This is a genomic window from Amycolatopsis sp. WGS_07 (genome assembly GCF_045278895.1).
Classification (GTDB): Bacteria; Actinomycetota; Actinomycetes; order Mycobacteriales; family Pseudonocardiaceae; genus Amycolatopsis.
Map to the genome: position 1 here is coordinate 5,532,697 of NZ_CP136053.1, position 22,627 is coordinate 5,555,323.

General features: G+C 69.3%; 18 protein-coding genes and 4 pseudogenes. 9 read left to right on the top strand and 13 right to left on the bottom strand.

Annotated elements, in window-relative coordinates; genetic code table 11:
- The first annotated feature begins 69 nt into the window (after positions 1-69).
- Together RPX00_RS26205 and RPX00_RS26210 are read left to right on the top strand one after the other, a co-directional pair.
- Positions 70-855: a transglutaminase family protein gene (locus RPX00_RS26205; RefSeq protein ID WP_406629265.1), complete on the top strand. Its 786-nt coding sequence runs from the start codon at positions 70-72 to the stop codon at positions 853-855.
- Positions 856-898: 43 nt separating this feature from the next.
- Positions 899-1,927 carry a YhjD/YihY/BrkB family envelope integrity protein gene (locus RPX00_RS26210; protein ID WP_406629267.1) on the top strand — a complete coding sequence of 343 codons (1,029 nt, stop codon included), beginning with the start codon at positions 899-901 and terminating at the stop codon, positions 1,925-1,927.
- Here the strand turns inward: RPX00_RS26210 and RPX00_RS26215 are convergent.
- From RPX00_RS26215 to RPX00_RS26225, 3 genes and pseudogenes are all read right to left on the bottom strand, one after another.
- The gene (locus RPX00_RS26215; protein ID WP_406629269.1) at positions 1,924-3,084 is read right to left on the bottom strand and encodes a thiolase domain-containing protein; all 1,161 of its coding nucleotides are present in this window, start codon (positions 3,082-3,084) and stop codon (positions 1,924-1,926) included. The two genes, RPX00_RS26210 and RPX00_RS26215, sit on opposite strands and share 4 nt — an antisense overlap.
- Entirely contained in the window at positions 3,081-4,133 is a 1,053-nt protein-coding gene (locus tag RPX00_RS26220; protein WP_406629271.1) for a thiolase domain-containing protein, read from the bottom strand. Before RPX00_RS26220 ends, RPX00_RS26215 begins: the two co-directional genes overlap by 4 nt.
- A gap of 6 nt (positions 4,134-4,139) precedes the next feature.
- Positions 4,140-5,122, bottom strand: a pseudogene (locus tag RPX00_RS26225) (Zn-ribbon domain-containing OB-fold protein).
- 81 nt (positions 5,123-5,203) lie between these two features.
- On the opposite strand from RPX00_RS26225, the pseudogene RPX00_RS26230 reads away from it, so the two are divergent.
- Positions 5,204-6,732, top strand: a pseudogene (locus tag RPX00_RS26230) (acyl-CoA synthetase).
- Between the two features lie 234 nt (positions 6,733-6,966).
- Here the strand turns inward: RPX00_RS26230 and RPX00_RS26235 are convergent.
- Positions 6,967-7,755 carry a crotonase/enoyl-CoA hydratase family protein gene (locus RPX00_RS26235; RefSeq protein WP_406629273.1) on the bottom strand — a complete coding sequence of 263 codons (789 nt, stop codon included), beginning with the start codon at positions 7,753-7,755 and terminating at the stop codon, positions 6,967-6,969.
- 65 nt (positions 7,756-7,820) lie between these two features.
- On the opposite strand from RPX00_RS26235, the gene RPX00_RS26240 reads away from it, so the two are divergent.
- Positions 7,821-9,416: an acyl-CoA synthetase gene (locus RPX00_RS26240; RefSeq protein WP_406629275.1), complete on the top strand. Its 1,596-nt coding sequence runs from the start codon at positions 7,821-7,823 to the stop codon at positions 9,414-9,416.
- 8 nt (positions 9,417-9,424) lie between these two features.
- Positions 9,425-10,531, top strand: coding sequence for an NAD(P)H-dependent flavin oxidoreductase (locus RPX00_RS26245; protein WP_406629276.1), 1,107 nt, complete (start codon positions 9,425-9,427; stop codon positions 10,529-10,531).
- 1 nt (position 10,532) lies between these two features.
- Here the strand turns inward: RPX00_RS26245 and RPX00_RS26250 are convergent, their stop codons facing one another.
- From RPX00_RS26250 to RPX00_RS26265, 4 genes are read right to left on the bottom strand one after another with little or no spacing between them, the layout of a single operon-like run.
- Positions 10,533-10,898 carry a hypothetical protein gene (locus tag RPX00_RS26250; protein ID WP_406629277.1) on the bottom strand — a complete coding sequence of 122 codons (366 nt, stop codon included), beginning with the start codon at positions 10,896-10,898 and terminating at the stop codon, positions 10,533-10,535.
- Positions 10,898-11,887 (bottom strand): hypothetical protein, encoded by a 990-nt coding sequence (locus RPX00_RS26255; protein WP_406629279.1) that lies wholly within the window; start codon positions 11,885-11,887, stop codon positions 10,898-10,900. The genes RPX00_RS26250 and RPX00_RS26255 overlap by 1 nt, the downstream gene beginning before the upstream one ends.
- Entirely contained in the window at positions 11,884-14,169 is a 2,286-nt protein-coding gene (locus RPX00_RS26260; RefSeq protein ID WP_406629280.1) for a hypothetical protein, read from the bottom strand. Before RPX00_RS26260 ends, RPX00_RS26255 begins: the two co-directional genes overlap by 4 nt.
- The gene (locus tag RPX00_RS26265) at positions 14,169-15,026 is read right to left on the bottom strand and encodes a hypothetical protein (protein ID WP_406629282.1); all 858 of its coding nucleotides are present in this window, start codon (positions 15,024-15,026) and stop codon (positions 14,169-14,171) included. Before RPX00_RS26265 ends, RPX00_RS26260 begins: the two co-directional genes overlap by 1 nt.
- A 52-nt stretch (positions 15,027-15,078) precedes the next feature.
- On the opposite strand from RPX00_RS26265, the gene RPX00_RS26270 reads away from it, so the two are divergent.
- Positions 15,079-15,417: a hypothetical protein gene (locus tag RPX00_RS26270; RefSeq protein WP_406629284.1), complete on the top strand. Its 339-nt coding sequence runs from the start codon at positions 15,079-15,081 to the stop codon at positions 15,415-15,417.
- Positions 15,418-15,452: 35 nt separating this feature from the next.
- On the opposite strand, the gene RPX00_RS26275 is transcribed toward RPX00_RS26270, so the two are convergent.
- Positions 15,453-16,232, bottom strand: a complete 780-nt coding sequence (locus RPX00_RS26275) for a Crp/Fnr family transcriptional regulator (RefSeq protein ID WP_406629285.1) — start codon at positions 16,230-16,232, stop codon at positions 15,453-15,455.
- Positions 16,233-16,382: 150 nt separating this feature from the next.
- On the opposite strand from RPX00_RS26275, the gene RPX00_RS26280 reads away from it, so the two are divergent.
- A complete protein-coding gene (locus RPX00_RS26280; protein ID WP_406629287.1) occupies positions 16,383-16,904 on the top strand; it encodes a hypothetical protein in 522 nt (173 codons plus the stop codon).
- Positions 16,905-16,912: 8 nt separating this feature from the next.
- On the opposite strand, the gene RPX00_RS26285 is transcribed toward RPX00_RS26280, so the two are convergent.
- Positions 16,913-17,599: a Crp/Fnr family transcriptional regulator gene (locus RPX00_RS26285; RefSeq protein WP_406629289.1), complete on the bottom strand. Its 687-nt coding sequence runs from the start codon at positions 17,597-17,599 to the stop codon at positions 16,913-16,915.
- 53 nt (positions 17,600-17,652) lie between these two features.
- On the bottom strand, positions 17,653-18,546 hold the full coding sequence (locus RPX00_RS26290; RefSeq protein WP_406629291.1) for an alpha/beta hydrolase: 894 nt from the start codon (positions 18,544-18,546) through the stop codon (positions 17,653-17,655).
- A 135-nt stretch (positions 18,547-18,681) separates the two neighbouring features.
- On the opposite strand from RPX00_RS26290, the pseudogene RPX00_RS26295 reads away from it, so the two are divergent.
- A pseudogene (locus RPX00_RS26295) lies at positions 18,682-18,852 on the top strand (MarR family transcriptional regulator); the annotation flags it as partial.
- A 575-nt stretch (positions 18,853-19,427) separates the two neighbouring features.
- Here RPX00_RS26295 and RPX00_RS26300 read toward each other — a convergent pair.
- A pseudogene (locus tag RPX00_RS26300) lies at positions 19,428-20,233 on the bottom strand (S1 family peptidase).
- Between the two features lie 277 nt (positions 20,234-20,510).
- Positions 20,511-21,731 (bottom strand): APC family permease, encoded by a 1,221-nt coding sequence (locus RPX00_RS26305; protein ID WP_406629292.1) that lies wholly within the window; start codon positions 21,729-21,731, stop codon positions 20,511-20,513.
- Between the two features lie 77 nt (positions 21,732-21,808).
- Here RPX00_RS26305 and RPX00_RS26310 point away from each other — a divergent pair, with 77 nt between their 5' ends.
- Positions 21,809-22,585, top strand: a complete 777-nt coding sequence (locus RPX00_RS26310) for a GntR family transcriptional regulator (protein ID WP_406629294.1) — start codon at positions 21,809-21,811, stop codon at positions 22,583-22,585.
- Positions 22,586-22,627: the final 42 nt, after the last annotated feature.

Here is a 22,627-nt window from a genome sequence, read left to right on the forward strand (position 1 = left end):
TGAGCACGCGAAACGCCCGGGGAAGCAACCTGATCGGCAACCCGCGCGGCGCACCGGCATGATGGCCCCGTGCGCACGACGGTAGACGCGGAATTCGGCGTCCGGGTGACCAAACCCGGTCTCGCCGCCATTTCGGTCGCCGCCGTGCGCGCGGACGCCGGCGAACTCACAGTGTCCGACGCCGGTTCCCCGCGTACCGCCGAGTTTGAACACGGCACTCGCGCGGAGATCTACGACCTCGCCGAGGGCGAGCATCGCGTCACCTATCACGGAGAACGCGTGCTGCACCGCGGTGTCGCCGAACCCGTGACGCTCGCCGACATCGCGCGGTACACGCGCCCCAGCCGGTACTGCCCGTCAGATCGGATGGGCGGTCTCTTGCCGCCAGGCATCGGGGACCTGACCGGCGCGCGGGCGCGAGTGCAGGCGATCGTCGACCACGTCCACCGCAGGCTCGCGTACGTCGTCGGTTCCGGCGGCCCTACGCACGACGCCATCGACACGATGCTCGCGGGCGAAGGCGTCTGTCGAGACTTCGCGCACGTATGCGTCGCGCTGTGCCGGCTCGTCGACGTCCCCGCGCGCTACACGTCGGTGTACGCGCCGGGCTTGCAGCCGATGGACTTTCACGCCGTCTTCGAAGCAGGCATCGACGGCCGCTGGTACGTCTTCGACGCCACCCGCCTGGCCCCGCGCCAAACCATGCTCCGCATCGCGACCGGACGCGACGCCGCCGACACCCCGTTCCTCGCGACGCTGGGCTGCGAACTCGACTTCCTCGGCGCGACGATCTTCGCCACCACCGACGCGCCGCTCCCGCGTGACGACGGGCACGCCCCGGTCGTACTGGCCTGATTGCGTGTCTTTTGCGACAAACGGCGCGTCCGCTGGGTAGACAGTGAGCGTGAAGCGTTCCCGCAAGCCCCCTGGGCCGAGCAGATGGGCCCGTGCGCGTGCCCGGTACCGATGGCTGGACCACATCGCTCGCGCCACCAACCGGTACATCGACTACGGCGGCTACCACTACGTCGCGTCGATCACCTACTTCAGCCTGCTGTCGCTGGTGCCGATCCTGATGCTGTCGTCGTCGGCGGCCGGATTCGTGCTCGCGACGCAGCCGCATCTGCTCGACGCGCTGGTGCGGGGGATCTCCGGTTCGCTGCCCGGCCCGATCGGCGCGCAGGTTTCGTCGATCCTGACCGGGTTCGTCGAACAGCGCACCGGAGTCGGCGTCGCCGGTCTGGTCGTCGGCCTGTACTCCGGCTGGAACTGGATGAACGCGCTGCGGGACGCGCTCACCGCGATGTACGGCCAGAACCGGTCCGACGGGCCGCTGCTGCGCACGATCCTCATGGACGTGCTGGCGCTGCTCGGCCTCGCCGCGGCGCTGCTGGTGTCGTTCGGGATCTCGGTGTCCGGCACCGCGGTCGGCCGATCGCTGCTCGGGCTGGTCGGCGTCGAGGACACGAGCTGGGGGCACAACCTGCTGTCGTTCGTCTCGGTGCCGCTGGCGTTGCTCGCCGACTGGATGGTGTTCCTGTGGGTGCTCACCCGGCTGCCGCGCGAACGCGTCGGCTGGCGCAGCGCGATGCGCGGCGCGGTCGCCGCGGCGGTGGGGTTCGAACTGCTCAAACTGGCCGGCGGCTTCTACCTGAACCTGATCAGCAAGTCGCCGTCCGGCGTGGCGTTCGGTTCGGTGATCGGTCTGCTGTTCTTCATCTCGCTGATCGCGCGGATGCTCGTGTACATCACTGCCTGGACCGCCACCGCCCGCGACGCGCCGCGCAAACCGATCCAGCCCCCGGCGGCGACGCCGCTGAGGCCGATCATCGCGCCCAAGCAGAACAACGGGAAGGCGGCTCTGCTGGGCGCGATGGTCGGGGCATTGGGGACGTTTTTCGCCTTGCGGGGGCGGCGGAAGGACTAAGGCTTTTCCGAGCCGACGACCCACATGCTGAAGTACTGCGAGCCGCCGCCGTACGCGTGTCCTAACGCGACACGAGCACCGTCCACTTGGTAATCACCGGCACGGCCCATCACCTGCTTCGCCGCTTCGGAGAACCGCAGCATCCCGGACGCGCCAATGGGATTCGAGGACAGCACACCGCCTGAAGCGTTCACCGGCAGCCGTCCGCCGATCGCGGTGTCGCCAGCTTCGGTGATCTTCCAGCCCTGGCCTTCGGCGGCGAAGCCGAGGTTCTCCAGCCACATCGGCTCGAACCAGGAGAACGGCACGTAGATCTCCGCGACGTCCACTTCGGACAGCGGATCGGTGATACCCGCGTCGCGCCACAACGCGGCCGCGGCGTCGCGACCGGCTTGCGGGCTGACCTGGTCGCGGCCGGCGAACGTCGTGGGCTCGGTCCGCATCGCCGTCGCGTGGATCCAGGCCGCGCCGCCCGGCACGGCGTCCCCGGCGGCTTCGTCGCCGAGCACCATCGCGCAGGCGCCGTCGGACGAAGGACACGTTTCGTCGTACCGGATCGGGTCCCACAGCATCTGCGACGCCTGCACCGACTCGACCGTGATGTCGGCCTGCTGCAGGTGCGCGAACGGGTTCAGCGCGCCATTGCGCCGATCCTTCGCCGCCACGATCGCGCCGATGTGCTCGGGCGCGCCCGAACGGCGGATGTAGGACCGCACGTGCGGCGCGAAGTACCCGCCGGCCCCGGCTCCGACCGGCATCTGGAACGGCGGCAGGATCGACAGGCCCCACATCGCGTTCGACTCGGACTGCTTCTCGAACGCCACGGTCAGCACGCGCCGGTGCACCCCGGACTGGACGAGCGAAGCGGCGACCAGCGCGGTCGATCCGCCGACCGAACCCGCGGTGTGCACGCGAATCAACGGTTTCCCGTTCGCGCCCAACGCGTCCGCGAGGAACAGTTCGGGCATCATGACGCCCTCGAACAGGTCCGGCGCCTTGCCGATCACGACAGCCTCGATGTCGTCCCAGCCGACCTGGGCGTCCGTCATCGCGCGGTCGATCGCTTCGCGGAGCAGGCCGGCCATCGACACGTCGGTGCGCTTCGCGCGGTGGTGCGTCTGCCCGGTACCGAGCACCGCGGCGAGCTGTTTCGTCATCGTGCCTCCAGCACGGCGAGGAGGTTCTGCTGCAGGGCAGGTCCGCTGGTCGCGTGGGCGAGCGTCTTGGCCGCCTCGCCGCGATGGATGCGCGCGGCGGCTTCGCCGATCCGCGCGAGACCGGCGGAGAACATCGGATTCCCGGTGAGCGCCCCGCCGGACGGGTTGATCCGCACGCCGTCGTCGAGACCGAGTTCGCGGCGCAGGATGAGTTCCTGATGCGTGAACGGCGCGTGCAGTTCGGCCAGTTCGACGCCGTCGAGATCCAGCCGGGCCGCGGCGATGGCCGTCGACGGCGAGCGCGTGAGGTCGCGCGCGCCGAGGACGGGGGAGTCGATGCGGTGTTCCAGCCCGGAGATGATCGCGGGCCGCTCCACGAGGTCGCGGGCTCGTTCTTCCGAGGCCAGGATGATCACCGACGCACCGTCGGTCACCGGCGCGATGTCATGGGCGCGAAGAGGATCGGCGACGTACGGGGCGTCGAGAAGTTCGGCGACGTCCACGTTTCCGGACAGCTGGGCGGCCGGATTGTTCGCCGCGTCGGCGCGTGATCGGGCGGCGACTTCGGCAAGGTCCTTTTCGGACCACAGCCCGCCTTCGAGACCCAGCCGGGCCTGGAGTCCGGCGATCGCCAGGGAGTCCGGCCACAGTGGAGCGACGAGGTACGGGTCCAGCTGCATCGCCATGACCCGGCGCAGCTGTCCGGCGCTGGCCTTGCCGAATCCGTACACGAGCGCGGTGTCGACCTCGCCGGTGCGGATCTTCAGCCATGCCTCGTACAGCGCCCAGGCGGCGTCCATTTCCACATGGGACTCGTTGATCGGCGGGAACGCGCCCAGTGCGTCTACCGCGGCGATGAACGAAAACGCGCGCCCGGCAAGGTAGTCCGACGAACCGGAGCACCAGAATCCGATGTCTTGTTTGGACAGTCCGGTCGCGGCGAACGCCTCGGCGAGGATCGGCACGAGCATTTCCACGCCGTTGGTGGTGCCCTCGGTCTCGCGAACGTTGGGCGCCTGCGCGAAACCGGCTACGGCTACTTCAGGCATGGTTCCTCACAGGTGGTGGGCGAAGGTCTCGTACGCGGCGTCCGGCTCGCCGGTGGGTTCGAAGTGGCTGATGTTCTCCAGCGACGTCCACCATTCCTCGCGCGGCCGCCAGTTGGCGCGCACCCGCATGCCCATCCGGACCTCCTCGGCGGCGCAGCCGAGCACCAGGTGCAGGAAGGCGATGTCGGCCCCGTCGAGCAGGATGTACGCCGCGACGTACGGCGGTTTGATGCGCTGGCCGAGGAACGGCACGTTGACGATGCAGAACGTCGTGACGATGCCGGTGTCGGGCAGTTCCACCTCGTCGGTGGTCGGCACGCCGTCCACCGGGCACGCGCCGCGCGGCGGGATGTAGACCTTGCCGCACTCCGGGCAGCGCTGGCCGAGCATCCGTCCTTCGGCGAGCCCGCGCAGGTACCGGCTTTCCTCCGGCGACGCGGAATGCTGGTACTTCAGGTGCACCGGGGTGATGATCACGCTGACCGGCGCGCCGTCCTCGCGTTTCGCCACCGGCGGGGAGCCTCGGTGGGCGTGGTGTCTGGCGCGTCCGCGGGCAGGAAGTACGCGATGTCGCGGATGTGGCCGACTGTTTCGTCCGCCCATCGCACACGCACGCGCTGTCCGATGTGGACGTTGTCCGGGGAGCCGGCGTCGAGCGCGTGCAGCAGGCTCGTGTCCGCGCCGTCGAGTTTCACCAGCACCCAGGCGAACGGACGCGACAGCGGCTGGCCGTCGAGCGGATCCGCGCACCAGGACCAGGAAACGACAACGCCTTCCGCGGCGACCGGGACGAACTCGGTCAGCGGGTCCGCGGTGGCCGGGTCGTACTCGACCGGGGGCACGTGCACGCGCCCGTCGCTGCCGCGCACGCCTTCGATCCGGCGTTCGCGCAGCGCGTTCACGAAGCGGCCGAGCACCGGGCCGGTCGAACGGGTGTAGTCGAAGCCGACGTTGAGCGGCGCCGACAGAGGGGCATCCGAAACCGTCACGGCTCCGAGTGAAACACGTTCTCGAATCCGAGGCAAGGAACCTGTTGTGTCCATGTGGAACGCGTTCTAGATTTGGGAGTTATGGACCTGGGACTGTGGACCATCGCCGCGGCCGAGCCCGCCCGGGTGGCGCTGGTGGATCCGGACGGGCGGGAAATCGCATACGGCGAGCTGGCGGCGAAAGCCAACCGGTACGCCTCGGGATTGCGCGAGCTGGGACTGGGCGTCGGCGATTCGGTGGTGCTGCTGCTGCCGAACGGCGACGACCTGGTCGCGGCGTACTTCGCGGCGATCCAGACCGGGCTGTACGTGGTGGTGGTGAACTGGCATCTCGTCGGCCCGGAAGTCGCGTACATCCTCGGCGACAGCGGGGCGAAGGCGTTCCTGGCGCACGAGCGGTTCGCCGACGTCGCGGTGGCCGCCGCCGACGAGGCCGGGCTGCCCGCGTCGGCGCGCTTCGCGGTCGGTTCCGTGCCGGGCTTCCGCCGGGTCGAGGAACTGGGTGCCGGGCTGGGCGACGGACGGCCGGAGAACCGGACGGCCGGCTCGCCGATGCTCTACACCTCGGGCACGACGGGGCGGCCCAAGGGCGTCAAGCGACCGCTGACCGGGGCGGACCCGGATCAGGTGCCCGCCGCGTCCACGTGGTTCTTCGGAGTGTTCGGGCTGCAGCCGTTCGACGATCACGTGCATTTGTGCGGATCACCGCTGTATCACACGGCGGTGCTCAATTTCGTGGCTATTTCGCTGCAGCTGGGGCACACCGCGGTGCTGATGGATCGTTGGGACGCCGAGGAAATGCTGCGGTTGATCGAGCGGCATCGGGTCACGCACAGCCATATGGTGCCGACGCAGTTCCGCCGGTTGCTGGCCTTGCCGGACGACGTGCGGGCGAAATACGACCTGAGTTCGCTGCGGGTGATGATCCACGGGGCGGCGCCTTGTCCGCTTGAGGTGAAGCGGAAGATGCTCGAGTGGTGGGGGCCCGTGGTCACCGAGTATTACGCGGCGACCGAAGGCGGCGGGACGGTGATTTCCGGCGAGGATTGGCTGCGCAAGCCTGGGTCGGTGGGGTTGCCGTGGCCGGGGTCGACGATCCGGATTCTCGATGACGACGGGAACGAGGTTCCGACGGGCGAGACCGGTGCGGTTTATATGAAGATGGGTGATTCGAAGTTCGAGTATCACCGGGATCGGGCTAAGACGGAGAAGGCTCGGGTCGGGGATTTGTTCACCCTCGGTGACGTCGGGCATCTCGACGAGGACGGGTATTTGTTCCTGCACGACCGCAAGGCCGACATGATCATTTCCGGCGGGGTGAATATTTATCCGGCGGAGATCGAGGGCGAGCTGGTGATGCATCCGAAGGTCGCGGACGTCGCGGTGTTCGGGGTTCCGCATGAGGATTGGGGGAGGCGATCAAGGCGGTGGTGCAGCCCGCGGACGGGGTCGAGGCGTCGCCGGAGTTGACCTCTGAGTTGCTTGCTTATGCGGAGACTCGGCTGGCTCGGTTCAAGTTGCCTCGGTCGGTGGATTATCTGCCTGAGTTGCCTCGGGATCCGAATGGGAAGTTGTACAAGCGGAAGTTGCGGGAGCGGTACGTGTCTTGAGGGTGGGCCACGGAGGGGTGGGCCGCCACCCCTCAGCCTGATTGTGACTACGGGCGGCGGGTGCTTGTCAAGGCGGGAAAGATGCCTTGACAAGCACCCGCCGCCCGTGTTTTCGGCTTCGTATCGGGGTGGGGGAGGTGTGGGTGGTTCCTCGGTGCGGCTGGGCGGGCTGAAGTTCGTGAAGGACTCCTTGAGGGAAACAGATTCCCTCAAGGAGTCCTTCACGGACGGTGGTCAGCGGCCCTGGAAGTCTGGCTTTCGCTTTTCGGTGAAGGCTTTCGGGCCTTCCTTCGCGTCGGCGGAGGCGAAGACTTCGATGCCGTACTTGGCGTCCAGTTTGAACGCTTCCTCCTCGTGCATCCCCTCGGTGTCGCGGATGGTCTTGAGGATCGCGCGTATCGCCAGCGGGCCGTTGTCGTTGATCAGTTCAGCGAGTTCCAGCGCGCGAGCCAGCGCCTGACCGTCGGGGACGACGTGGCCGATCAGCCCGATGTCGCGTGCCTCGGCGGCGGTGATGTGCCTGCCGGTGAGGAGGAGGTCGGCGGCGACGGTGTACGGGATCTGCCTGGGCAGCCGCACGGCCGAGCCGCCCATCGGGAACAGGCCCCAGCGGGGTTCGGAGACGCCGAACTTCGCGCTTTCGCCCGCGACCCGGATGTCCGTTCCCTGCAGGATTTCCGTGCCGCCCGCGATGGCCGGGCCCTCGACGGCGGCGATGAGCGGTTTGGTGAGCCGGCGGCCCTTCAACAGGCCCTCGATGCGGCTCGGGTCGAAGGAACCGTTCGAAAACGACTTGTCCGGAGCGTTGCGGGACATGGACTTCAGGTCCGCGCCGGCGCAGAACGCGCCTCCCGCGCCGGTCAGGACGCAGCTGCGCACCTGGTCGTCGGAATCCACCCGGTCCCAGGCCTCGACCATGATCGAAAGCATTTCGCCGGTGAGGGCGTTGCGGGCTTCCGGGCGGTTCATCGTCACCACGAGCGTGCGGCCTTCGAGCGAGACGAGCGCGTGCGGTTCGGCCACCGGGGCCTCCTTGTCAGCTGGCCGGGGTCATTGCCCAGAACGATAACATGTTCTACTTTGGGTGCGTGGCACTCAACATCGCGGATCTACTCGAGCACGCCGTCGACGCCGTGCCGGAACGCGTCGCGGTCGTGTGCGGCGAACGCCAGGTCACCTTCGCGCAATTGGAGAAACGCGCGAACCGGCTGGCGCACCACCTGGCCGCGCACGGCGTGGGACCCGGCTCCCACATCGGTGTCTATTCCCGGAACTCCATCGAAGCGCTGGAAGCCATGTTCGCCGCGTACAAGCTGCGCGCGATCGCGGTGAACGTGAACTACCGCTACGTCCACGGGGAGCTTCGCTATCTGTTCACCAACGCCGACCTGGTGGCGCTGGTGCACGAGCGGCGCTACTCCGACCGGGTGGCGGCGGTGCTCCCGGAAGCGCCAAAACTGAAACACGTTGTAGTCGTCGAGGACGGTTCGGACACCCCGTACGAGACGGGCGTCGAGTACGAATCCGCGCTCGCGGCCGAGTCGGACGAGCGCGACTTCGGCGAGCGCAGCGCCGACGATCTGTACATCCTCTACACCGGCGGCACCACGGGGTATCCCAAGGGCGTCCTGTGGCGGCACGAGGACATCTGGCGCGCGCTCGGCGGCGGCATCAACTTCGTCACCGGCGAGTACGTCCCGGACGAATGGACGCTCAGCGAACAAGGAAAGTCCGGTTCGCTCGTGCGCTTGCCCGCCGCGCCGCTGATCCACGGAGCGGCGCAGTGGGCCGCGTTCGGCGCGCTGTTCACCGGCAGCCCGGTGGTGTTCGTCCCGCAGTTCGACGCGCACGACGTGTGGCGCGCGGTCCAGGAACACAAGGTGCAGGTGCTGACGATCGTCGGCGACGCCATGGCGCGGCCGCTCGTGGACGCGTACCGCTCCGGCGACTACGACGCGTCGTCGCTGGTCGCGGTGTCGAGTCACGCGGCGCTGTTCTCGCATTCGGTGAAGCAGGAAGTGCTGGAGCTGCTGCCGAACGTCGTGATCACCGACGCGATCGGGTCGTCGGAAAGCGGATTCACCGGAATCGGCATGGTGGGCAAGGATTCCGACCATTCCGCGGGCCCTCGGGTGAACTTCGGCAAGGACGCGATCCTGCTGGACGACAACGGCGAAGTGGTCGAGCCGAAACCCGGCGCGGTCGGGCTGATCGGCCGGCGCGGGCACGTCCCGCTCGGCTATTACGGCGACCCGGAGAAAAGCCGCACCATTTTCACCGAAGTGGACGGCGTCCGCTACGTCGTGCCCGGCGACTACGCCCGGTATGAGGAAGACGGCACGGTCACCTTGCTGGGCCGGGGATCGCAGTGCGTGAACACCGGCGGCGAAAAGGTGTACCCGGAAGAAGTCGAGGGCGCGCTGAAATCGCATCCGGACGTTTTCGACGCTTTGGTCATCGGCATCCCGGACGACCGGCTCGGCCAGCGCGTCGCCGCCGTCGTCCAGCCGCGTCCCGGCGTGCGGCCGGATCTGGCCGCGCTGGAAGCGCACGTGCGGACCGAGGTCGCCGGATACAAGGTGCCGCGCACGGTGTGGCTGGCCGAGGAAATCGGCCGTTCGCCGAGCGGGAAACCGGATTATCCGTGGGCCCAGCGGTACGCCGCCGAACACGAACCCGCCTAGGAGGGCGCATGCGCACATCGTTGTGCGACCGGTTCGGCATCGAGGTGCCGATCTTCGGATTCACCCCGTCGGAGCACGTCGCGGCCGCGATCAGCCGCGCGGGCGGCATGGGCGTGCTGGGCTGCGTCCGGTTCAACGACGCCGCCGAACTCGACGCGGTGCTGTCCTGGATGGACGAAAACACCGACGGAAAGCCTTACGGCGTCGACATCGTCATGCCGGCGAAGATCCCGTCCGAGGGCACCCAGACCGACCTGAACGAGCTGATCCCGCCCGGCCACCGGGCGTTTGTCGACAAAGTGCTGAAGGACCTGTCGGTCCCGCCGCTGCCCGACGACACCGACGAACGCGCCGGAGTCCTCGGCTGGCTGCACTCGGTCGCCCGGTCCCATGTGGACGTCGCGCTGAACCACCGGATCAGCCTGATCGCCAACGCTTTGGGCTCGCCCCCGACCGACGTGATCGCCCGCGCGCACGACGCGGGCGTCCCGGTGGCCGCACTGGCCGGAAAGGGCTCGCACGCCGCCCGCCACGTCGACAACGGCGTGGATCTGGTTGTCGCGCAAGGACACGAGGCAGGCGGGCACACCGGCGAAATCGCGACCATGGTGCTGGTCCCGGAAATCGTCGACGCCGTCGGCGACCGCGCCCCGGTCCTCGCCGCAGGCGGCATCGGCTCCGGCCGCCAAGTCGCCGCCGCGCTCGCCTTGGGCGCCTCCGGCGCGTGGATGGGCTCGTACTGGCTCGCGACGGAGGAATACCTCCAGACGATGCCGGAATCGGAGGCCATGCAGACCGCGCTGGTGGAAGCGACCTCCGCGGACACCGTCCGAACCCGCATCTACACCGGCAAGCCCGCCCGCCTGCTGAAAACCCGCTGGACCGAAGCCTGGTCGGCGCCGGGTGCTCCGGAGCCGCTGCCGATGCCGCTGCAGAACCTGCTGGTTTCCCACGCGCACAACCGCATCCACGCCGCCGCGGACCCGTCGGTGGTGTCGATGCCGGTGGGCCAGATCGTCGGCAGGATGGACCGGGTCCGCCCGGTGGCCGACGTGATGGCGGATCTGGTCCAGGGGTTCGAGGACACGGTTTCCCGGCTGGACAAGATCCGCTGAATCAGAACGACACCGCCAGCTCCCAGGCGGCGGTGACGCCCGCGACGGCCAGCGGGTGCACCGTCGCCGCGGCTTCGGCGAGCGACCGAAGCAGGAGCACGACGCCGCGGTCTCCCAGACCGGCCAGCTGAACGATCCCGTCGCCGTAAGCGTAGGCGAACTGCGCGGGCACGGCGCCCCCGCGGCGACGGGATCGGCTGAGCCAGTACTCAGGAAGCAGGAGCAGCGCCGCGGCGAGGGAAACGCAGCCGCGGACGGGCTCCACGAGAACCTTCAGCACAGCCGGAAGGACGAACCGGACCGCGAGGCAGACAACGGCGATGACGAGCGCCGAGACGCCGAGTCCGTGGAGGAACGCCGCACTCATCACGTCTCGCTTGGCTCGGCGGGCGAGGCCAGCTGCGGTGCGTCCCCGTTCTGCTCCGGGTCGAACGGCAGCTGCCGGGCGGCGTCGCTGCCGGTCAGCACCCGTTTGACGATGGTCTCCATCCACTGCAGCGCCACCCGGACGTGGTCGTCGAGCTGCCAGCGGTCGAGCGCGTCCGAATCGACGAGTTCGTTGATGAACTTGAGCACGTCCTTGCGGTAGGTGTCCCGTTCCGCGACCAGCGCCCGGACCACCGGCTCGACGTTCTTCGGGTTCTGGGCCAGTTGCAGCGCGAACTGGTCGATGTCGCCGTTCTCGATGAGCTTCTTGAACGCGCGCACCTCGGCTTCGAGCCGCACGTTGCGTTCGGTCTGCGCGTCCATGCGAAGCCGGACGTGGACGGTCGTCGAGATCCCGTACTCGGTCTCGAACCGCTCGGAGCCGAAGGCCGAGTTGACCGCTTTCTCGGCGGTTTCGACGTCGGTGGCGGCCAACGCCCGGCTCGCTTGGCGGAGTTCGGCGAGCAGCCGCGGGACCAGCGGTTTGCGGAGGTCGCGGATTCCCGCCGCCACCACTTTCTCCGGGTCTTCGACCTTCCACTGCACATCCACTTCGGCGCGGAAGACGAACGCGTCGCCGGAACTGGGCAGGGTGATGTCCAAGGCGAGGTTGCGCAGCGAAAGATCGACGTCGTACACCGTCCGGTACCCGCCCCACACCAGCTCCCCGGTAGTCGGCTGCGCCGGCCAGGTGAAGGATTCGATGCTGCCGTCGCCTTTCACGAACACTCGCGCGACCCACGGCCGGTGGACCGCCCGTTTCCGGGCGAAGCCGAGGCGGCTGACCCGCTCCGCGGCGGTGATCGGCGCGTAGGCAGAACTCGGCAGGGTCCGGATCGTCGGGACGTGGTTCTCCGCGGCCGCTTCGAGCCAGCCGGAATCCGGTGCCGGAGGAGCGCTTTTCACCGGGACGTCCTGGTTTTCGGTCATGCCGCCACCCTCGTTCGTTCGCTTGCGTCGATCTCCGTGCTCAACCGCTGCGCGACGTCCGGGCGCAGCGGGTCCGCCCAGTCGTCGACAAGCCTTCTGATCAGGTATTTCAACCGCTGCGCGTCCCCTTCGCGGAGCACCAGGCGGCCGAGGAACCCGGCGAGCACGTCCAGGAACACGGGATCTCGTTCGGCCGACCGGATCCACCGGGCCAGCCCGAACTTGGTCAACCGGTCGCTGTCCCGGGTCCGCAGCGCCTTTCCGAGCAGCTCGGCGACCCGCCGGGAGACGTCGGAGTTCTGTGCGCACAACGCGGGCAACAGCGGCCACCGGCTGGAGCCTGGCGGCAGGTCGGGCCGGTCGTCCCCCAGCGACACCCACGGGTGATCGAGTTCGTAGGCGTAGAAGAGGATGAGGTGCGCGATGGCGGCCAGCGCGAACTGCCGAAGGCTGCTGCGCTTGCTCGCCAGCCATTCCCGGAGGTGGTCGAGGACTTCCGTGACCATGCCGAAGGCGAACAGTTTGGCCACGCTGTGTCCTGCGGTCCAAACGACGTCATCGTAGTCGTCCGGGTCGAACGGCCTGCCGCGTTCCGAAGGCGTGCCCAGCACCCGAAGCTCTTCGAGTGCGGCGAGAATTCGCTTGCGCCCCAGCGCATATCCGTAAGTCGCCGCGGCGGTTTGCTGTTGCTCCGCAGTGCCGTAGCGACGCCAGTGCCGGAGACGTTCGAGGACCGCCGGCTCGACGCTCTCCTCGCGTGCGGCTTGGTCCAGTGCGATGGCTGCCGAACGGCGGCGGTCGGAATCCCAGCCGGTTTCCTCGTCTGACTTGGAAGCCGGTTCGATGATTTTCGTGTACACATCGGCGAAATCGAGCCGGCCGAGATACCCGATGACCTGCGCCGCGCGCACCCACACCATCGTCTGGTCGTCCTTGCCGAGTTCCTGGAGCCAGGGGACGAGCGCGTTCCGCAGCCGGTGGTGGTGCCGCCAGACGTGGTTGAGGACTGCCTTCGGATAGCGCGGGTCCTCGAATTCCAGCATTTCCATGGGGATCAGCTCGTGCCTGAAGGTCGCGCGGCCTTCGACGATCTTCGCGCGCAGCGCGGGCAGGCGGCTGGCCGGATCGTCCGCGAACAGCGACAGGCCTTGGTCAGGCTTTTCCTTCGACTCCTCCCCTCCCGAGGAAAAACGGCGGCTCAGCCGGTCGGCGGCTTCGGCCACCAATGAGTAAGGAGACCTGTTCAGCACCGCCAGCGCGATCCGGAAAGCGGCGAGCCGCAACGCTTCCTTCAGTTCCGTGCCGGGGGCGAGCCCGGCCAGTTCGCCGAACCATTCGGCGACCTGGTTGTCCACGGCTTGCTGCCCGCCGTCTCGGACGTCTTGTTCGGTGATGTCGCCGCGTGCGTGCCGAGTGAGCAGCCTTGCCATCCAGACCGATTCCGACGGCGTCGGGCACGGCCCCAGTGCGGCGGACACCCAGGCCTGTTCGCACAGCCGGAGCAGTTTCTCCTCAAGATCCGGCGGGTCGTCGGCGACGACCTCGTGCCGGATGTGGTTCCGGAGGAGGTCGGCGGAATCCGGTGCCTGGTAGTCGACGGCGTATCCGCCGAACGAGCGGGCGTGCCGCGGGTCCCCGGCGGCGACCAGCACGCAGTAGGACCGGGGCTGGTCGAGTTTGCTGCGGAGCTGGTCGAGGATCACCTCGGTCAGCCCGCCGCTCACCCGGGCGGGCAGTTCCACGAGGTAGCCGGCGTCGTCCTCGGCGAAGGTGCCGCTGGTGAGCGATTTCGCGGTCTTGCCGCACTCCCACCGGAAAACCCGGCCGGGGACGAGCCGGTCGAGCAGGTGCAGCGCGGTGGTGACCCGGCCGGTACCGGGCTGGCCGCGCAGCACCAGCACGCGCCGGTTCTTCAGCGTTTCGGACAGATCCTCGTACGCCTCGACGGTGACGTACCGTTCCCGGACCCAGCGGCGCAGTTCCTCCGGCACGGCGCCGACGGTGTGGGCGACCTTCTGCCCGACGACGATCTCGTAGCGGTCGCCGACGTGCATGTCGCGGATCGAGGCGTTTCCGATGTTCGAGGTCGGTCCGCGCCGGGCGTGGTCCTGCGCGAGGAATTCCTCTCCGGCGTGGAGCGCGTCGTTCACCTCGCGCCCGTTCTCGCTGGACAGGAGTTTTTCGTCCGCCGGCCCGGTGTTCGGCGTCGCGGGGGCGGACGGCTTTTCGGCTGGGGGCGGTTGGGCGGGCGCTGGCGGTGGTGTCGGGGTGTCTTCGGCCATCACATCCGCCCGCCTCGGTAGACGTTCCCGGTGATGTGGTCGCCGTGGATGGTGGCTTGGCCGATGTTGGACACCGGACCGTGGTGCGGTGCGGAGGCTGGCGTCCACACGGGCGTCGGCGCCGCCCGGTCCGCGCGGGGTTCGGGTGGGAGGGAATAGCCGGGGACGCGGAGCCACGATTCCGGCTCGGTGCCCACGCGGCGGAAGCTTTCCGGGGCCACCATCCGGGCCGTCGACCCGGCGACGAATCGCCGGTGCACCTCGCCGGACACGATCAGGACCGGGGGCGCGTCGGCGGCTCCGGCGAAGATCGCGGCGGCCGCTTGGCTGGCGGCCAGCTGCCGCGCGGCCGCGACGTCGCTGTCGATTCCGATGGACATCGCCGGGCACCGGGCGTCGGCGAGGGCTCGCGTCAAGTGGTCCACCCACACCCCGAGGACGCGGCTGCCGGTGTCCGCTGTCGACAGCGGCACGACGAAATCGTTGTCCCAGTTGGAGATCTTCTCGACGGCGGAGATGCCGGCGGCTTCGAAGGAAGCGAGTGCGGCGCGGCCGGCCGAGTCCGCGAGCGCGGCGGGAAGGTCAGGTCGCCGCACGCAGACGGCGAGCGTCTCGGGGTAGGTCGACCTGGACAGTTGTTCGGCGCTGATGCCGGGGACCCGGATCCATGCCGCGGCCCGGAATCCTTTGCCCGGCGTGTCGACGAGGACCTCGGTGAAGTCCTCGGGGGACAGGTCGGTCAAGCGTTGCCGGACCGAGCCGTGGTAGATCGACTCCGACACGACCTGCACGAGGTTCGCCTCGGGGACGGCCTCCAGCGCGGCCCGGACTGGAGCCGCCTCGAGGAGCCTGCCCACGTGGACGGCACCGTCGGCGGCGTACCCAGAAGGCGGCGGGCACCATCCCGCCGTGGTGGATCGCCAGCCGCAGCCGAAGCCGGGTTTCCGCGCGTCGAACGTGATTGAACCGTGCGAGGCAGGCGTTCAGTTCGCGGACGAACGGGTCGACGAGGGCGAGTTCGGCCCCGCTGTCGCGGACGATGGCCAGGAAGCCGTCGCCGGCGTCTTGCCGCTCCCATCCCGCCGGATCGAGGTCGGCCGCCTGCCCTGCCGCGCCCACCGCGCCGACGAGCGCCTCCTGCAGCTCCGCTTGCTGACGTCCGTCGCGGCCGCCGTAGCGCCACGCGTCCGCGGCGACGAACAGCACCCTCGAGAATTCCTTGTGGTCCGGCACCCTGTCCTCCCTTGACCGCCCAGCGAGCCAGTACCCGTGACTCTGAGTTCTCAACTGTGCGGCACTTCGGAGTCGCAGACCCCGTATTGAGACGGGTTCTGGCGCTCGAGTACTCCGAACCGGGTCAGCCGGGCGAGATCGCCGATTACGATCCGTCGGGATCTCCGCCGGACCAGACCGGATCGGCGCAGCCGCCGCAAAGCCTTCTCGCACGTGGTGAGCGCGACCCCGGCCAGCGACGCGAGTTCGGGCTGCGTCAGTGCCGCCTGCAGTTCCCATCCGTCCTGGGTGCGGACTCCGTGCTCGGCGGCGATTTCGGCGAGGGCCTGGCCGACCCGCGCCGACGCCGGGCAGGCAACGAAGTCCGCCCGGCGCGCGTCGGCGGCGCGCAGCTGGGCGTTCAGCCGTCCGGCCATGGCGGCCCAGCCGTCCGGATTCCGGTGGAAGAAGTCCTGCAGCTGCGCGCCGCCGATCGATTTCGCGAGAACGGGGGTGCAGGTCACCACGTTCGCCGGATGCCTGCGTTCGAGCAGTTCGCCGAGCAGGTCCCCGCGCCCCCGCAGAGCCAGGACCACCGGTCTGCCGGATTCCGTGTGGACGACGACTTTCGTGAGACCGTCGAGCAGCAGGAGAACGCGGTGGCTTTCCTCGCCTTGGCGGAAAACCTGGTGCCGGGCGCGGTAAGTCACGGTCGTGCCGAGTTCGAGGATGCCCTCCCTGATCCGGGCGGGCAGCCTGCCGAGCAGGCTGTCGGCGGGCCAGGACTGTTCGTTCAGCGCTGCTCCTTCGCCGCGCCGGCCGGGCGCTCGGCCCGGCCGGATGCCGGTCAACGTCTTCCACCGTGGTCCGCGCGCACCGGTTCGCACCCCGTCGCGGGACGGGATTCGGCCGGGAAAGCGGCGCACCGCGAAAACCGCCGCACGACGGGGTTTTCGCTCCGGACGAACCGGATGATCGGGAAAACCGTGAGGAGTGCAACGATGCGAGGTTCCACCAGGAAGGCGCCGGCGGGCTCGGCCACGCGGACGGACGCGGAACTCGGCACTGTGCTGGCCACTGTTTCGTCGTTCCAGGGCGCGATTCAGCACGCCGACGACAAGGCGCGGACGGTGGCGGCCGTGCTCGCGATGATCACCGCGATGACGACTGCCCAGATCGGCTCGCTCAGCGCCGCGCGCCTGCTCGCGGCGCCGCGGTTCGCGGTGGCGGCCGTCTTGCTCTGTTTCGCGGCGGCCTACGTCTTTTCGTCGGTGCACCTGGTGAAGGCCATCTGGCCGCGGACGAGCGGGCCGGGGCGCGACAACAGGTTCGCGTTCCCGAGCGTCGCGGCCGGCCTCGGCCCGCGCTCGGTGCGGGATCAACGTGCCCAGGCCGGCGAACTGGCCGAGCTGCTGGCGAAGCTGGCGATGCGCAAGCACCGGCACGTCCGGGCCGCGCTGGCGGGGACGTGCGTGCTGCTTTCGAGCGGTCCGGCCGTTGTGCTGCTGACCGTGCTGGGATGACCCGCCGGTCAACCGTCGGCTAGGGCGGCGAGCCGGGACCGGTCGCGGATGCGCAGCCGGCGGTACCCGGTCTCGACGACGTTCTCCCGGCGCAGCTGAGCCAGCGCGCGATGGACGGTCGGCTCGGCGGCGCCGACGAGCGCCGCCAGTTCGGGCTGGGTCAGCGACACGCCGAGTTCGAGGTCGCCGCCCGCCGGGATCCCGTACGACGAGGACAGTTCGACCAGGACCCTGGCCAGCCGGATCCGCACCTCCCGGCTGCCGAAGTCGATGCGGCGGCGGGTCGCCCAGCGCAGTTTCGCCCCGACGCTGGTGGTCACGGCGAGCGCGGCCTCGGGGACCTGGCCGAGGAACCGGCGGAACTCGGCCTGGGAGAAGACCCGCGCCCGGACCCGCCCGGCCGTGATCACCGTCGCGGTCCTCGGCTGGCTGTCCATCGCGGCGAGTTCCCCGACGAGATCGCCGCCGACCCGGATGGCGAGGAGGGCCAGCTGGCCCTCGGGCGTCGTGCCGGTGACCTTCACGCAGCCGTCCAGCAGAAGGCAGACGTGCGTGGTCGGTTCCCCCTCGCGGACAATGACGGTTTCGGCCGCGAACTCCCGTGCGGTGCCGAGTTCCAGGAAGGCCGCCCGCGCCCTCGGCGGCAGCCCGGCGAGGAAGCTTCCTTCCGGGAACCGGAGATCTGGCTCGCTCACCGTCATCCCCCTCGCCCCAGGAGAATCCTAGGGCGCGAGAGGGGCGGAACCAATCATCGCAGCCGCTGATTGATGAAGAGGGCGGCCCGGTCGAGGGCTTCGCCTGCTTCGTCCAGGGTGTCGGTGAAGGTTTGGAACACGTGCGGGACGCCGGCGGTGACGTCCAGGGTCACGTCGACGTCGGCGTCGCGCGCGCGTTCTGCCAGCCGGACTGAATCGTCCAGCAGGACTTCGTTCGCGCCGACCTGCAGCAGGATCGGCGGGAAGCCGGTCAGGTCAGCGTGGACGGCCGGGGCGAGGAGCGGCTGGGCGGGATCGGCTCCGGCCAGGTACAGCTCGCCGGTGCGGACCATGCTTTCCCGGGTGAAGAAGGGGTCGGCCTCCTCCTTGGTCGTCATGGTCGACCCGGCGTAGGTGTGGTCGAGGCCGGGGGAGAACGCGACGATCCCGGCGGGCACCGGCAGTCCCGCGTCGCGGGCGGCCAGGGTGGTGGTCACGCTGAGGCCGCCGCCCGCGGAGTCGCCGGCGAAGACGATCGAGGACGGGTCGTTGTCCTCCAGGAGACTGCGGTAGGCGGCGAGGCAGTCTTCGATCCCGGCCGGGAACGGGTGCTCGGGCGCGAGCCGGTAATCCAGTGACAGCGCACGGATTCCCGTGCGCAGGACCAGGTTCGCCGTGAGGCTCATCGCGGTGTGCGGCGATCCCAGCGAGAACGATCCGCCGTGGAAGTACAGGATCGTGCCCGGCCGGGGCGTCGCCGGCGGTTCGACGAGGACGGTCGGCCGCCCGGCGAGCGTCGCCGGCGTTTGCCGCGCCTCGGCCGGGACCGGGAACTGGCTCATCATCGCGGCGAAACCGGCCCGCATCTTCTCGACCGACAGCGGCTCGAAGCCCTGCGGCTCCCGGCGCAGCAGCTCGTCCACCGCGCGGCGCTGTTCCTGGCTCATCTGTTCCCCCTTGAGGATTCTTCGGAAGTATATGCCGAAGCATGTAATGCTAGACTATATGCCGTGGCAGGTACTTCGGCAAACGAGCAGCTCTTCGACCATCTGGTGCGCGCCGAGACCCGGCTTTACAACGCGGTGGGGGAGCGGCTCAAGGCCGAGCACGGGATCGTCGCGTCGCAGTACGAGTTCCTGCGGTATCTGGAGCGGCATCCGCGGTCGCGGGTCGCGGACCTCGCGGTGAACTTCGCGGTGGGGATCGGGGCGACGAGCAAGGGCATCGACCGCCTCGAAGCGCGCGGCTGGGTGCGGCGGGCGCCGAATCCCGAGGACCGCCGGTCGTCGCTGGTCGAGCTGACCCCGTCCGGCCGCGAGCTGGCCGAGGCGGCGGGGGAGACCTACCGCGCGGAGCTGGACGCGCTGATCGGCACGGCGCTCGACGAGGACCAGGCAGCGGCGGTCGTTCCGGTGCTGGCCGCGCTGCGGGGGCCTTGGAGGAACGGAACGCGGGGCTTCCGGCGGGGTAGTGCGGGCTGGCGAAGCTACGCACGGGACCTCTGCTGGTTAGCGCGGGCTGGCGAAGCTGCGGAGGCGGAACGCGGCCTTCTGCCGGTTGGCGCGGGCTGGCGAAGCTACGGGCGCGGAACGCGGGACCGCTGGCGGTTAGCGCGGGTTGCCCGGCGATCTGACGGTGTGGTGCCCGCGACGCTTCAGGACTGCCCGCGCACCCGGTCGCACGGGCCCCGTGCGGCGCGATCCGCGACCTGGCGAACCAGCGCTCGCGTGCACCCCTCCGATTCCGCTCACGCCGCAACGGAAACGCCGCACGGCCGGGCCCGGAACCCCAGTGGAGTCCCGCGCCCGGCCGTGCGGTCAGCGTTCGATCAGATCTTCCCGGCCGCCTCCGCGATGTCGGAGGCGAACGTGCTCACCTCGGTGTACACGCCGGGCGCGTGGGCCCGGGCGCAGCCGTCGCCCCAGCTGACGATGCCCACCTGGATCCATTCGCCCGCCTCGTCGCGGCGGAACATCGGGCCGCCGGAGTCGCCCTGGCAGGTGTCGACGCCGCCGGTGTCGAGCTTGCCCGCGCAGAGTTCCGCGTCCGGCTTCAGCTCGGCGTAGCTGCCGCCCTGGGACTGGCAGGTCTGGTCGTCCACGAACGGGACGTCCGCCTTCAGCAGGTAACGCTGCTGCGCGCCGCCTTCCTGGGCCGCGCCCCAGCCGGCGATCGTGAACGTGCCGGAGTTGTTGTCGGCGTTCTTCGCGATCGGCAGCGTCGGGATGCCGCTCACCGGGCTCGCCAGCTTGATCAGCGCCCAGTCGCCGCCGGTGGAGTCGTACGTCGGGGAGCGGTATACGTAGGTCGAGCGCACCTTCTTGGCGCTCGAACTCTGCAGGTCGACCACGCCGAGCGTCGCGGTGATCGACGAGTCCGCCCCGGTGCGGTCGACGCAGTGCGCGGCGGTCAGCACGATCTGCTCGGTGTACAGCGCGCCGCCGCAGCCCATCGAAAGCCGGACCATCCACGGGAATTCCCCTGGCTGGCGCGAGTCCCGCCGACGACCTGGGTTTCCGGGCCCGACGGCGGTTCCGACGCCGCGGCGGGCGCCGCCAGCCCGGTGGCGGCCGCGAGTGCCGCCGCGCCTGCCAGTACTCGCGTGAGCATGCTGAAGTTTCGCTTGTCGACCAAGGGGATTGTCCTTCCGGTGTCCACTGTGGAGCGTGCGCTCCCAGGAGCGGGGAGGGGGTGCTGCGGTGACGAACCGACTACACCAGAGCGGCGGTAAGTGGACAACCAACTTTCTTCGGATCTTTCGGATTTCTCACCGGATCCGGCGGATTTACCCGGGCGCGACGACGAGAAAAGCCGTCCCGACCTGGGGATGTGTGCTTATCGCAGCAAACGGGTGAGAGCTGCGCGAGGGGGACTTTCGCGCAGAATTGCCGTGCCGGAGAACAAAATCGCGTCAGTCAACGCGCGATCCCCGGCGGCGCACCAAGTACGCGGCCGCTCCCAAGCCCAGCACCAAGCACCCGCTGACGACCGAGACGACCGGCAGGCTGAACGCCAGCACCGCGCATCCCGCCAATCCGCCGGCCGCGACCACTTTCGGTGCGGCCCCTTCGTCCCGGCGCAGCGTCAGTGCGGCAGCGTTCGCCACCGCGTAGTACCCCAGCACCGCGAACGACGAAAACCCAATCGCACCACGCAAATCCGTCGTCGTGGCCAGCACCGCGACCACCACTCCGACCGCGAGTTCGGCCCGGTGCGGCACCGAGAACCGAGGATGCACCGCGGCCAGAAACCGCGGAAGATGCCCGTCCCGTGCCATCGCGAGCGTCGTCCGCGAAACGCCCAGCACCAACGCCAGCAACGAGCCCAGCGCGGCCACCACCGCACCGGCCCGAACCGCCGGCGACAGCCACGGCACGGCCGAAGCGAGCGGATCGGGACTCGTGCCAATCCCGTCCGGTCCCAATGTCACCAGCAGCACCACCGCCACCACGGCGTACACCACGAGGGTCAGTCCCAACGCGATCGGGATCGCCCGCGGAATCGTGCGCGCCGGGTCGCGGACTTCCTCGCCGAGAGTGGCCAACCGGGCGTAACCGGCGAAGGCGAAAAACAGCAATCCGGCCGCTTCGAGCACTCCGCCGCCGCGGAATGGCGTCCACGCCGAAACGTGCTCGCCGGAAAATCCGAAAATCGCGACCAGGGTGAGGACCAGCAAGGTGATACAAACGATGATCCGCGTGGCCAACGCGGACCGGTGCACACCGAGATAGTTCACTCCGGTGACCAAACCGATCACGCCCACCGCGAGCACACTCCGCCAAGGCTGGCCAAGTCCAGGAGCGGCGTATGCGACGACGGTCAGCGTCGTGGCCGCACAGCTCGCCGTTTTCCCGACGACAAAGCCCCAACCCGCTATGTACCCCCAAAATTCACCGAGCCGAGCGCGCCCGTACACATAAGTGCCACCGGATTCCGGATACAACGCGGCGAGCCGGGCGGAAGAAGTCGCATTGCAGTAAGCAACTAACGCGGCGACCGCGAGAGCGGGCAGCAATCCCGAACCCGCGGCACGCGCGGCCGGGGCGAAGGCGGCGAAAACTCCGGCACCGATCATCGAACCGAGCCCGATGAAAACAGCGTCGGCGAGGCCTAGCCGGCGAGCCAATGGCATTGCGGGGTCCCTCCCGTGGGGCTTAGTTCGCGAGACAGCGAACCACGCGCCGCGCGTCTGGCATAGGCTCGGGTCTCGTGCCCACGTCTTCGCCGCTGTCCCGCCTGTCCGCCGACGGACCGGTCCGCGACGGCATCCCGGATCACGGCCGCGTGCCGCGCTACTACGCCGTGAAGGTCGAACTGCTGGCCGTCATCGCCGAACTGGGCGAAGGAAGCGCGCTGCCAACGGAACGCGAGCTGTGCGAGCGGTTCGAGGTGTCGCGTGCGACGGTCCGGCAGGCGGTCGGCGAGCTGGTCCTCGAAGGCAGGCTGTCGCGACGGCAGGGGAGCGGCACGTACGTCGCTCCGCCGAAGCTGGTGCAGCCGCTCGCGCTCGTCAGCTACACCGAAGGCCTGCGCCGCCAGGGCATCCGGCCCGGCCGCACGCTCATCACGCTCGAACGCCGCGCCGCGGGCACCGGATTGGCCGCCGACCTGGGGATCGAACCGGCCGCCGAGGTGATCCACCTGGAACGCGTGCTGCTCGCCGACGACGAACGCGTCGGCCTCGAATCGACCTTCCTCCGCGCCGACAGGTTCCCCACGCTGCCCGAGGATTTCGACCCGGAGCAGTCGCTGTACGCATACCTGCGCGACGAGCTGGGCGTGGTTTTCGAGGGGGCTGAGGAACGCGTGGAGACCGTGCTCGCGACGCCCCGGGAAGCGCTGCTCATCGGCACGAACCCGGCGCTGCCGATGCTGCTGATGCACCGCGTGTCGTGGGGCCCGGACGGTGAACCGTTCGAGCGGGTCCGGTCGCTTTACCGCGGTGACCGGCTGAGTTTCGTCACGAGACTGAGCCGCGTCGAGTAGCTGTCACATCCGGTGCCGCCGGTTCGTTCCCTCCGCATCGAA

Coding starts and splice junctions, on each gene's coding strand:
- RPX00_RS26215 (WP_406629269.1), bottom strand. CDS start 3,084: ATGACGAAACAGCTCGCCGCGGTGCTCGGTACCGGGCAGACGCACCAC.
- RPX00_RS26220 (WP_406629271.1), bottom strand. CDS start 4,133: ATGCCTGAAGTAGCCGTAGCCGGTTTCGCGCAGGCGCCCAACGTTCGC.
- RPX00_RS26245 (WP_406629276.1), top strand. CDS start 9,425: ATGCGCACATCGTTGTGCGACCGGTTCGGCATCGAGGTGCCGATCTTC.
- RPX00_RS26250 (WP_406629277.1), bottom strand. CDS start 10,898: ATGAGTGCGGCGTTCCTCCACGGACTCGGCGTCTCGGCGCTCGTCATC.
- RPX00_RS26255 (WP_406629279.1), bottom strand. CDS start 11,887: ATGACCGAAAACCAGGACGTCCCGGTGAAAAGCGCTCCTCCGGCACCG.
- RPX00_RS26260 (WP_406629280.1), bottom strand. CDS start 14,169: ATGGCCGAAGACACCCCGACACCACCGCCAGCGCCCGCCCAACCGCCC.
- RPX00_RS26280 (WP_406629287.1), top strand. CDS start 16,383: ATGCGAGGTTCCACCAGGAAGGCGCCGGCGGGCTCGGCCACGCGGACG.
- RPX00_RS26290 (WP_406629291.1), bottom strand. CDS start 18,546: ATGAGCCAGGAACAGCGCCGCGCGGTGGACGAGCTGCTGCGCCGGGAG.
- RPX00_RS26305 (WP_406629292.1), bottom strand. CDS start 21,731: ATGCCATTGGCTCGCCGGCTAGGCCTCGCCGACGCTGTTTTCATCGGG.